Source organism: Pseudonocardia ammonioxydans, assembly GCF_900115005.1.
GTDB classification, from domain to species: Bacteria; Actinomycetota; Actinomycetes; order Mycobacteriales; family Pseudonocardiaceae; genus Pseudonocardia; species Pseudonocardia ammonioxydans.
Window position 1 is genome coordinate 227,986 of record NZ_FOUY01000006.1, and the last position, 10,433, is coordinate 238,418.

The window sequence follows — 10,433 nt, forward strand, 5'->3', positions numbered from 1 at the left end:
ACATGACCTCCACCACCCCGGCCACCACCTCCGGTTCGAGCCCGGCCACGACCTCGGGCGGCACGAGCCAGGGCCGCACCACGATCGCCGCCTCGGTGGTCCAGAAGATCTCCGGGATCGCCGCCCGCGAGGTCTCCGGCGTCCACTCCATGGGTTCGGGCGCCTCTCGGGCGTTCGGCGCGCTGCGTGAGCGGATCCCGGGTGGCGGCTCCACCGGCGCGTCCAACGTGGCCGGTGTGAACGTCGAGGTCGGCGAGAAGCAGGCCGCCGTCGACCTGGACATCGTCGTCGAGTACGGCGTGTCCATCGCCGAGCTGGCCACCGCGGTGCGGCGCAACGTGATCGGCGCCGTGGAGCGGATGACCGGGCTCGAGGTCATCGAGGTCAACATCTCGGTGAACGACATCCACCTGGCGTCCGAGGACGACGACGCCGCCGACGGGTCCGCCCCGGCGGCCGCCCCGACCGGCCGCGTCGTGGAGTGAGCGTGCCGCGCCCCCCGGCGGGGCCCGGGTCGCCCGACTCCCCCGCCGCGGTCGTCACCGGCCCGCCCGGCCGGGCCGCCGCCGCGGCGCAGGCCGCGCGCGACCCGGAGCCGGCCGCACTGGCCGAGCTGGTCGCCGAGGCCGTCGTCGCGCACCCGTCGGTGGTCCGGCTGGACGGCGGTGTGTTCGGCACGGTCGCGACCTGGCTGTCGGGGCGCCGGCTGGTCGGCGTGCACGTCGGCGGCCCGGGTGAGCCGGTGGAGGTCGGGGTGGTGCTGCACCTCGACCGGCCGATCCCCGCTACCGTCGCCGCACTGCGCCGGTCCGTCGCGCCGCTCGTCGGCGCCGTCCCGATCGACGTCACGGTCTCCGACGTCCAGACCGCCGGCACCGGCGGAGCCACCGCAGAGGTCGACACCGCGGGGGGCGACGGTGCCGGCAGCACCTGACCGGAGCAGGCGGAGGTACGGATGGACGAACGGGACGCCCGCGGCGGCCTCACCCCCGAGCAGCGCGCGGCCTACCGCTCGTTCGTCCGCACCCACCATCCGGACCGCGGCGGCGACCCGGAGGTGTTCCGCGCCGGGCTGGCCCGCTACCGCGCCCTGGCCGCAGGCACCGACCCGTCCGGCACCGCGGTGGACGCGCACCGGCCGGGCACCGACGACCGCCGCTACGACGCCCCGATCGAGATCGTCCCGGACCTGCCGTTCCCGGCCCGGGTGCTCGTCGCCCTGATCCGCACCGTCCGGCGCCGCAGGAACCCGCGGGTCGACCGCCCCGGGCCCCGCGGCACGGATCCCTGATCGCACTTCCCTCCCGGAGGAACTCATGAACGCCACCCAGACCGGCCTGCTGGCGGGCCTCCTGCTGGGGATCGCCGTGGCCGTCAACGGCTTCCCGGCCTTCCTCGTCACGCTCGTGCTCGGCGCCATCGGGTTGCTGGTCGGGCGGGTGCTCGACGGCGAGCTGGACGTCAGCGGCCTGCTCGGCCGCGGCCGCGATCGGTGACCGGGGCGACCGGCATGAGCACCACGCTCGCCGAGCCGGAGGACCGCGGCACGCTCGAGGTCGACCCGTCGGTCCTGCGCAAGATCGTCGAGTACGCGGCGGACACCGCCCCGGCGACCCGGCACCGGACCCGCAGGCTGGCCGGCGTCGACGTCGGGGAGGCCGGGCCCAGCGCCAAGGTCGTCACGCGCACCGCCGACGAGGTCGACGTCCGGCTCTGGCTGGCCCTGTCCTACCCCGGCCCCGTCCGCGCCGCCGTCGCCGAGATCCGCGAGCGCATCGCCGCGGACCTGCTGCGGATGACCGGGCACCGGGTGGGCCGGTTCACCGTCGAGGTGGACGCCCTGCAGTCCGACCGGGCGTCGGCGCGGGCACAGACGGCTCGGGTGCACTGAGCCCTCGGGTGCACTGAGCCCTCTCCCCCACGAACCGACACCCACCCACCGACAGAAAGGCAGGTGAGCGCCGTGCGCGTCCTGCTCCGCGTCCTCGCGCCGCTGGTCAGCCTGGCCGTCGCCGCGCTCGGCGTGCTGCTCGTCGTCGAGGTCGTCGCGGCGTGGACGAGCCCGGGCTCCGGTGCCGGGCTGCTCGTCCCGTGGCGGGACTGGCGCACGACCGGCGAGACCGTGCTGTGGACCGCGCCCCCGGTGCTCTGGATCGCGATCGTCGCCGTCGTCGCCGGTGTGGTGCTGCTGGCCGTCGGGCTGCTCGCCCGGCGCCACGACATCGCCCTGACCTCGCCGTCGCCCGGGCTGACCGTCGCGACCGCACCCCGGGTGCTGGCCCGCCTGGTCGGCAGCCGGGTCCGCGCGCTCGACCCGGTCACCGCCGCCTCGGTCACCGCCTCGGGGCGCTCGGTCGTCGTCCGGGCCCGCGGCCGCGGCGAGCCCGACGGGCTCCGCGACGGGGCCCGCACCGCGGCGGCCGGCGTGCTGGACGCGCTGCCGCTGGCGCGCCGTCCCCGGGTGACCGTGCGCGCCACCCCCGAACAGCCCGGGACCTCGAAGGGAGTGCACTGAGATGGCCGCCGACACCACCCCGGTGGAGACCGGATCCGGTGGCCCGCAGCCGTCGGACGACCCCCGGCCCCCCACGCCGAGCAACCCGCGCCGGGCCGCCCGCGCCGCCCGCAAGGCCCAGTACCGCTCGGCGGGCGGCGCCCGCTGGGGTCTCACCCTGCTCGGGTTCGTGCTGCTGGCCGCCGGGGTGCTGACCATCCTGCTGGTCAGCGGCGTCTTCGGGCAGCAGCGTCCGCAGCGGCCGGTACTGGACCCGATGATCCAGCAGTTCCTCGTGGCCAACGCGACGGCGACGCGGCTCGTCGCGATCGCCGTCGGCGTGCTGCTGCTGGTGCTCGGCCTGCTCTGGGCGGCCCGGTCGCTGCGCCCCGAGGGGCACCCCGACCTGGTGCTCGACGGCGGCACCGGCACCGAGATCCGGATCGACGCCTCGGCCGCGGCCGACGCGGTCGCCGACGGCGCCTCGTCGCTGCCCGGCGTCACCCGGGCCCGTGCCCGGATGGTCGGCAGCGCCGCGGCGCCGGCCGTGCGGGCCACCGTCTGGATCGACGAGGACGTCGCCGACGACGAGGTCGCCGAGATCTGCCGTCGGCTCGACGCCGAGGTGCTCGCCCAGGTGCGGGACTCGCTCGGCCTGGCCGACCTGCCGGTCGCGGTCCGCCTGGAGCTGGACTCGGCACCACGCTCCGGACCGCGGGTGGCCTGACCGGCGGGCCGCACGTCCCCCGTGCGGCCGGGCCGCCGGCCCGGCCCCGGCATGACCCGGTTCACAGCGGCCGGGCCGGGCGGGCGACGTACCGTCGTCGGCATGAGTGCACTGCTGGACGGCAAGAAGGCCCTGGTCACCGGCGCCGGCAGCGGGATCGGTGCCGCGGTGGCCCGCCGCCTGGCCGCCGACGGGGCCGCGGTCCACGCGGTCGACCTCGACGCCGAACGGGTCACGTCGCTGGCCGCCGAGAACGACCTGATCACCCCGCTCGCCTGCGACCTGTCCGACCTCGACGCCGTCGAGCAGCTGCCCGGCGACATCGACGTCCTGGTCAACAACGCCGGGCGCCAGCACGTGTCCCGCCTCGAGGAGTTCGACCCGGACACGTTCTCCCAGATCCTGCGCCTGATGCTCGAGTCGCCGTTCCGGCTGATCCGCAAGTCCCTGCCGCACATGTACTCCCGCGGCTGGGGCCGGGTCGTGAACATCTCCAGCGCGCACGGTCTGCGCGCCTCGCCGTACAAGTCGGCCTACGTCTCGGCCAAGCACGGGCTCGAGGGCCTGTCCAAGGTCACCGCGCTGGAGGGGGCCGAGCACGGGGTCACCAGCAACTGCATCAACCCGGCCTACGTCCGCACCCCGCTGGTCGAGGCGCAGATCGCCGACCAGGCCCGCACCCACGGGATCTCCGAGGACGAGGTCATCGAGAAGATCATGCTCACCCCGGTCGCGGTGAAGCGGCTGATCGAGCCGGCCGAGACCGCCGAGCTGGCCGCGCTGCTGTGGGGACCGGCGTCGGCGTCGATCACCGGGACGTCGCTGAGCCAGGACGGCGGCTGGACCGCCCGCTAGGCACCGTCTCTCTCACCGGGTTCTCACCCCGGGCCCGGCACACTCCACCCGGGAGGGGCGCGGTGCGCCCGGGGTCCGGTTCGGCAGCAGGGGGCGACGCGTGCGGCGGTCGACGGGGCACCCGCGGGTGCGGTGGTCCCGCCGGGGCGCCGCGGGGCTGGTCGTCCTGCTCGCGCTCGCGCTGCTCGCCGGCTGCGCCGCCGGGCCGTCCCAGCGCCCACCGGTCGCCGTCCGCGGTGAGCTGCTGCCCGCCGCTCCCCCGCCGCCCGCCGCGCAGGCGCCGGCCGACCCGGACCGGCTGCCCGAGGCCGAGCCGCTGCGGAGCGGGCCGCCGTTCGCCGACTGCACCGACGACGTCCTGGCCGGACTGGCGGCGGCCGGGACACCGGTGCCCGAGGGACGGACGCTGCGGATCGGGTGCGGGCGCCTCACGGTGCCCGCCGACCGCAACCGGCCCGACCTGGGCCCGGCCCGGCTCGGCCTGACGAAGGTGACCGCCCCCGGCGCCCCCGCCGACCTGCCCGCCCTGGTCGTGCTCGGCGACACCGGGGTCGACGGCTCCGCGCGGGCCGCGGCCCGGCTCGCCGCGCAGCTGCCCGACCCCGTCCTGCAGCGCTACCAGGTGATCGGGATGGACCGCCGCGGCACCGGCGAGGACCTGCTCGACTGCGCCCCCGCCGACGCCCGCGCCGCGCTGCTCGACGCCGGCCCCGAGCGCGGCGACGAGGCCGCCATGTCGGCGCTGCTCGAACGGTCCCGGTCGATCGTGCAGGACTGCTACCTGCTCCTGGGCGGCCAGCTGACCAGCTTCAAGGCCGCCGGCTCCGCCGACGACGTGGAGGCGCTGCGCACGACGCTCGGGCTGGCCCGGCTGAACCTGATCGGCGTCGGCGACGGCGCGGACGCGGCCGCGGGCTGGGTCGCCGGGCACCCGGGCGCCGTCGGCCGGGTCGTCCTGGACGGGCCCGGGGACCCCACCCTCGACGAGCCCGCCCGCACCGAGGCCGTCACGGCCGCCGCCGAGTCGGCGTTCGACGCCTTCGCCGGTGCCTGCGCGACCGGGCCGGACTGCCCGCTCGGCCCGGACCCGCGCGCGAGCGTGCGCCGCCTGGTCGACCGGCTCTCCGGCACCGCGCTGCCGGTCGGGGACGGCGACTCGCTCACCGCGGGCGCCACCCTGCGGGCGGTGCGCACGCTGCTGTCGCAGCCGTCCCGGTGGCCGGAGCTGCAGACGGCGCTGGCGCAGGCCGACGCCGGGGACGGGGCCGGGCTCGCCCGCCTCCTGGCCCCGCTCGGCGGGCCGCAGGGCCGGTTCGACGCCGCCCTGGCCACCCGGTGCAACGACAGCAGGGTGCGGGCCACCCCCGGGGAGGCGGCCGCCCGGGCGGCGGACTGGGACGAGCGTTTCCCGCTGTTCGGCGTCGCCGCGGCCCAGGACCTGGTGGCGTGCGGGCCGTGGCCGTCGGGCGGGCAGGTCGCCCCCGCCACCCCGCAGGGCAGCGCCCTGCCACCGGTGCTGGTCCTGGGCACCGCCCAGGACCCGCGTGCCCCGCAGAGCGGTGCGGAGCGCACCGCCGAGCAGCTCGGCAACGGGCGGCTGGTCCGCTGGGAGGGCGCCGGCACCGGGGCGTACCCGCGCACCCCGTGCGTGAACGCGGTCGTCGGCCGCGCGCTGCTCGAGGGCCGGGCCCCGGCCGAGCCGGTCGTCTGCCCGCCGTAACCGGTTGCGCCGGACGGTGCACGGTTCGTGATCGAACAGTGCGACGAAGCCGACATCCCAGGTCACGATTCCGTATCCGCGCATTCCGAAGCGTATTGCGTCGCAGCGGGTCCGTGATGCCTGCGACCTGCGGGTACGGATCGGTGACCGAATTCCCGGAACGGTGTCCGCACCGCCACGAAACCGATACGGAACCGCCTGCACGGCTTACCGGGCCCCCTCGTTGGGGCTAGGCTCCCTCGAACGAGGGGGGTCACCGCAGGTCGCACCGGTCACGCCGACGAGCGCGCGGCGACCACCGTCGTCCGTGGGCCGCATGTAACGCCGGTGGGACCAACCGGCGAGCGTGCAGACGGACGGTGCGGCAGGACCGGTCGGCCCGTGCCGCTCGGCGGCGGGAATCGGGCGGGAGGAGCACGGTGGATTTCTTCACCTATGTCGGGTCGGAACTGGACGAGTTGGTGTTCTACGGCCAGCAGCACTTTCTGCTGGTCGCCATTGCGGTCGGAATCGCCGGTGCCATCTCGCTCGCTGCGGGCATGCTCCTGCACACGAACCGGCTGACCCCGGACTCCTGGAGCAAGCCGCTGCGCATCGGGTCCCGCGAGGGCCTGCTCGTCGCGAGCTCGGCCGCGCTGACCATCCCGTCGCTGGCGTTGTTCGGCCTGCTGCAGCCGGTGCTCGGCCTCGGCGCGACGCCCTCGCTCACCGCGCTCGCCATCTATTCGATCTACCCGATCCTGCGCAACGTCGTGGCCGGGCTGTCCTCGGTCGACGACGCCGTGCTGGAGTCCGCCCGCGGGATGGGCATGGGCCCGGTCCGGCGGATGCTGTCCATCCAGCTCCCGCTGGCCTGGCCGGTCATCCTGTCCGGGATCCGGGTCGCGGTCCTGATCATCATCGGGATCGCGGTCGTCGCCGGGGCGATCAACGGCCCCGGTTTCGGCTCGTCGCTGTTCCTGGGCCTGCAGCGGCTGGGCTCGGTCAACTCGTTCAACCAGGTTCTGGCAGCCACGCTCGGCTGCCTCGTCGTGGCCGCCGTCTACGAACTCGTGTTCTGGGCCGTGCAGCGCTTCACCACCCCGAGGGGGATCCGTGTCTGATTCCGGCAAACCGATGATCGCCCTCGAAGGCATCAGCAAGACCTACCCGAAGGCGGCGGCCCCGGCCGTCCAGGAGCTCAACCTCGAGGTCCCCGAGGGCACGATCTCGATGTTCATCGGGCCGTCCGGCTGCGGCAAGACGACCACGCTCAAGATGATGAACAGGCTGATCGAGCCGACCACCGGGCGGATCCTGCTCGACGGCGAGGACGTCACCACGGTCAATGCCGACGAGCTGCGCCGCCGGATCGGCTACGTCATCCAGCAGGTCGGCCTGTTCCCGCACTTCACCATCGCCGACAACATCGCCGTCGTCCCGAAGATCCTCGGCTGGGACCGCAACCGGATCACCGCCCGGGTCGACGAGCTGCTGCACCTGGTCGGCCTGGAGCCCAAGGACTACCGCGACCGCTACCCCCGTCAGCTCTCCGGTGGCCAGCAGCAGCGGATCGGCGTCGCCCGTGGGCTCGCGGCCGACCCGTCGGTGATGCTGATGGACGAGCCGTTCGGCGCCATCGACCCGATCACCCGCGACCGGCTGCAGGACGAGTTCCTCGAGCTGCAGCAGCAGATCGCGAAGACGATCTGCTTCGTCACCCACGACCTGAGCGAGGCGGTCAAGCTCGGCGACCGGATCGCCGTGTTCGGGCCCGGCGGGACGCTGCAGCAGTACGACACCCCGGACAACGTGCTGACCCACCCGGCGAACGAGTTCGTCGGCGAGTTCGTCGGCTCCGGTGCCGCGGTGCGGCGGCTGTCGTTGCTCGAGCTGTCCCGCCTCGAGCTGCAGTCGGTCGGGCTCGACGGCACCGGCGAACGCAACGGGGCGCCCACCTACGAGGCCGATGCCGAGGGCCGCCCGGTCCGCTGGGCGTACCTGCCGGGAACCCAGGCCCGGCCCAAGCTGGTCACGGTGCCGCACACCGGCACGGTCTACGACGCCGTCGACGTCATGCTCGACTCCCAGACCGAGCTCGTCGGCGTCGTCGACGGCGAGCAGCGGCTGCAGGGCGCGCTCTGGTGGAAGGACCTCGTCGAGGGTCTGAAGACCAAGGGGCAGGCGTGAGCGCCTCGGCCGCGGAGGCCACCGGCACCGCGCAGGCCCCGGACACCCCGCGCCGCACCCGCACGAAGATCGACAAGGCGCTGATCGTCAACCCGATCATCGCCGTCGTCGGTCTCGCCGCGGTGTTCGCCTACGCCGCGGTACAGGGCCTCGACGACGTCGAACGCTCGGTGATCAACGCGGAGGAGCTGGGCCGCCGGCTGTGGGAGCACCTGCTGCTGACCGGCCTGTCGACACTCGTCGTCATCGTGGTCGCGATCCCGGCCGGGGTCGCGCTCAGCCGGCCGGGCGCGGGCCGGGTCCAGCGCCCGGTGCTGGCGTTCGCCGGGTTCATGCAGGCGCTGCCCGCGTTCGGTGTGATCGTGCTGCTCGCGTTCTCACCGCTCGGGCTCGGGCTGCCCACCGCCGTCGTCGCGCTCGCCATCGCCGCGCTGCTGCCCGTGCTGACCAACACCGTCGTCGGCCTGCAGCAGGTCGACCGGGCCCTGATCGAGGCCGCGCGCGGGATCGGGATGTCGGCCCGGCAGACCCTGTTCCGGGTCGAGCTGCCGCTGGCCACGCCGGTCATGGTCGCCGGGGTGCGGGTCGCGCTGGTGCTCAACGTCGGCACCGCCGCCCTGGCCACCTACATCGGCGCCGGCGGCCTCGGCGAGCCGATCAAGGGCATGCTCGAGCTCGGCCGCCCCACCGGAACCCTCGTCGCCGCGGCCATCGTCGCCGCGCTGGCCCTGATCGTGGACTGGCTCGCCGGTCTCGCCGAGTACGCCGTCCGCCGCAACGCCGGCTGACCGCGACTCCCACTCCCCACGTCCCGCAGTACCGCACTCCCTGGAGGACACGTGAGATTCGGACGATCCCGGCGCATCGCCCTGACGGCGATCGCGGCGGCCACGGCAGTCGCCCTCGCGGGTTGCGGCGGCCTGAGCGGCGGCGGTCCCTCGGCCTCCGGCGGCTCGCTCGCCGAGGCCGGCAACCTGGAGGGCGTCGACTACATCGTCGGCGGCAAGAACTTCGACGAACAGCTCGTGCTGTGCGAGGTCACCGTCGCGGCACTCGAGGCGGCCGGTGGCAACGTCACCCCGCGCTGCAACCTCGGTGGTACCGACGTCGCCCGGCAGGCGCTGCTCTCCGGCGACATCAACATCTACTGGGACTACACCGGCACCGCGTGGGCGTCGTTCTTCAAGGAGACCCAGCGCATCCCCGACGACAACGAGCTCTACCGCCTGGTCGCCGAGCGCGACCTGCAGGAGAACCAGCTGGTCTGGCTGGACAAGGCGAGCTTCAACAACACCTACGCCTTCGCCATGACCGAGGCGAAGTCCCAGGAGCTGGGCATCACCACGCTCTCGGACATGGCCAACCACATCCGGTCCGGCCAGCCCGGCTCGGTGTGTGTCGAGACCGAGTACAACTCCCGTGACGACGGCCTGCGCGGCCTGCAGGAGACCTACGACTTCCAGATTCCCGAGGGCGGCACCCAGGTGCTGGCCACCGGCGTGATCTACCAGGCGACCGCCGACGGCCGCTGCCTGTTCGGCGAGGTCTTCACCACCGACGGCCGCATCCCCGGCCTGAAGCTGAAGGTCCTGGAGGACGACAAGAAGTACCACGTCACCTACAACGCGGCGCCGATCGTCCGCGAGGAGACCTACAACCAGAACCAGGCGATCCGCGAGGTCATGAAGCCGATCTCGGACGCGCTCGACTACGAGACCATGCTGCGCCTCAACGGCCAGGTCTCGTCCGACGGCATGGACCCGCGCCAGGTGGCCCGGGACTGGATGACCGAGCAAGGCTTTATTGGGTAGTGGCTTGTGAGTGGTTATCGCGGTCCTGACCGCGATAACCACTCACGGGTGCCGGAGGCGCCGTGATCGAGCTGACCAACCTGTCCGGCGAGGTCTTCGACGGCGCCGGGGTGACCAAGCGAGAGCTGATCGACCACCTCGACGCCGTCGCCGACCGGATCCTGCCGGAGCTGGCCGAGCGGGCACTCACGGTCGTCCGGGCCCGGCCGGGGCAGGCACCGTTCATGCAGAAGAACCTGCCGCGCGGGGCGCCGGGCTGGATCCCCACCCTGGACGTGTGGGCGGAGACCTCGCAGCGCACCGTCCGCTACCCGGTCTGCACCGACCGGGACACGCTGCTGTGGTTCGGCAACCAGCGCGCGATCGAGTTCCACCCCACGCTGGTGCCGCACGGGAGCCCGGTGGCCGACGCGCTCGTGGTCGACCTGGACCCGCCCGCGGACGGTGAGTTCAGCCAGGTGGTGGCGGCTGCCCGGCTGGTCCGGGCCGCGCTGACCGAGCTGGGGCTGGACGCGGCGGTGAAGACCAGCGGGGCGAAGGGTCTGCACCTGCTCGTGCCGCTGTCAGAGACCCCATGGCCGCTACCGCTGGCCGCCTTGAAGGATGAGAATCGGTGCGGGGTCGGCTGAGCTCGTTCTTGCTTGGTGCGCGAGAGCC

General features: G+C 74.2%; 14 protein-coding genes. All 14 read left to right on the plus strand.

Annotated elements, in window-relative coordinates; translation table 11 throughout:
• The first annotated feature begins 2 nt into the window (after window positions 1-2).
• The 14 genes from BM093_RS08795 (at window position 3) to ligD (ending at window position 10,405) form a co-directional block, all read left to right on the plus strand.
• Window positions 3-485, plus strand: coding sequence for an Asp23/Gls24 family envelope stress response protein (locus BM093_RS08795; RefSeq protein WP_093340059.1), 483 nt, complete (start codon window positions 3-5; stop codon window positions 483-485).
• Window positions 486-487: 2 nt separating this feature from the next.
• Window positions 488-934, plus strand: a complete 447-nt coding sequence (locus tag BM093_RS08800; RefSeq protein WP_245773395.1) for a hypothetical protein — start codon at window positions 488-490, stop codon at window positions 932-934.
• A 21-nt stretch (window positions 935-955) separates the two neighbouring features.
• Window positions 956-1,291: a hypothetical protein gene (locus tag BM093_RS08805; RefSeq protein ID WP_093340061.1), complete on the plus strand. Its 336-nt coding sequence runs from the start codon at window positions 956-958 to the stop codon at window positions 1,289-1,291.
• A 25-nt stretch (window positions 1,292-1,316) separates the two neighbouring features.
• Entirely contained in the window at window positions 1,317-1,496 is a 180-nt protein-coding gene (locus BM093_RS08810; RefSeq protein WP_093340063.1) for a hypothetical protein, read from the plus strand.
• Between the two features lie 14 nt (window positions 1,497-1,510).
• Window positions 1,511-1,891, plus strand: a complete 381-nt coding sequence (locus BM093_RS08815; protein ID WP_143105302.1) for an Asp23/Gls24 family envelope stress response protein — start codon at window positions 1,511-1,513, stop codon at window positions 1,889-1,891.
• Window positions 1,892-1,963: 72 nt separating this feature from the next.
• Entirely contained in the window at window positions 1,964-2,515 is a 552-nt protein-coding gene (locus BM093_RS08820) for a DUF6286 domain-containing protein (protein WP_093340167.1), read from the plus strand.
• Window position 2,516: 1 nt separating this feature from the next.
• Window positions 2,517-3,221, plus strand: coding sequence for a hypothetical protein (locus BM093_RS08825; protein ID WP_093340067.1), 705 nt, complete (start codon window positions 2,517-2,519; stop codon window positions 3,219-3,221).
• Window positions 3,222-3,323: 102 nt separating this feature from the next.
• Entirely contained in the window at window positions 3,324-4,076 is a 753-nt protein-coding gene (locus tag BM093_RS08830; RefSeq protein WP_093340169.1) for a 3-hydroxybutyrate dehydrogenase, read from the plus strand.
• 100 nt (window positions 4,077-4,176) lie between these two features.
• Window positions 4,177-5,796: an alpha/beta hydrolase gene (locus BM093_RS08835; protein WP_143105303.1), complete on the plus strand. Its 1,620-nt coding sequence runs from the start codon at window positions 4,177-4,179 to the stop codon at window positions 5,794-5,796.
• Between the two features lie 419 nt (window positions 5,797-6,215).
• Window positions 6,216-6,899, plus strand: a complete 684-nt coding sequence (locus BM093_RS08840) for an ABC transporter permease (RefSeq protein WP_093340070.1) — start codon at window positions 6,216-6,218, stop codon at window positions 6,897-6,899.
• On the plus strand, window positions 6,892-7,965 hold the full coding sequence (locus BM093_RS08845; RefSeq protein ID WP_425439127.1) for an ABC transporter ATP-binding protein: 1,074 nt from the start codon (window positions 6,892-6,894) through the stop codon (window positions 7,963-7,965). Before BM093_RS08840 ends, BM093_RS08845 begins: the two co-directional genes overlap by 8 nt.
• A complete protein-coding gene (locus tag BM093_RS08850) occupies window positions 7,962-8,753 on the plus strand; it encodes an ABC transporter permease (protein WP_093340074.1) in 792 nt (263 codons plus the stop codon). The genes BM093_RS08845 and BM093_RS08850 overlap by 4 nt, the downstream gene beginning before the upstream one ends.
• A 51-nt stretch (window positions 8,754-8,804) precedes the next feature.
• Window positions 8,805-9,776, plus strand: coding sequence for a glycine betaine ABC transporter substrate-binding protein (locus BM093_RS08855; protein ID WP_245773396.1), 972 nt, complete (start codon window positions 8,805-8,807; stop codon window positions 9,774-9,776).
• A 62-nt stretch (window positions 9,777-9,838) separates the two neighbouring features.
• The gene (gene ligD, locus BM093_RS08860) at window positions 9,839-10,405 is read left to right on the plus strand and encodes a non-homologous end-joining DNA ligase LigD (protein ID WP_177238342.1); all 567 of its coding nucleotides are present in this window, start codon (window positions 9,839-9,841) and stop codon (window positions 10,403-10,405) included.
• The last annotated feature ends 28 nt before the right edge of the window (window positions 10,406-10,433 follow it).

Excerpts from the sequence above, each read along its gene's own strand:
- BM093_RS08805 (WP_093340061.1), top strand. The coding sequence starts at position 956 with ATGGACGAACGGGACGCCCGCGGCGGCCTCACCCCCGAGCAGCGCGCG.
- BM093_RS08830 (WP_093340169.1), top strand. The coding sequence starts at position 3,324 with ATGAGTGCACTGCTGGACGGCAAGAAGGCCCTGGTCACCGGCGCCGGC.
- BM093_RS08810 (WP_093340063.1), top strand. The coding sequence starts at position 1,317 with ATGAACGCCACCCAGACCGGCCTGCTGGCGGGCCTCCTGCTGGGGATC.
- BM093_RS08795 (WP_093340059.1), top strand. The coding sequence starts at position 3 with ATGACCTCCACCACCCCGGCCACCACCTCCGGTTCGAGCCCGGCCACG.
- BM093_RS08815 (WP_143105302.1), top strand. The coding sequence starts at position 1,511 with ATGAGCACCACGCTCGCCGAGCCGGAGGACCGCGGCACGCTCGAGGTC.
- BM093_RS08825 (WP_093340067.1), top strand. The coding sequence starts at position 2,517 with ATGGCCGCCGACACCACCCCGGTGGAGACCGGATCCGGTGGCCCGCAG.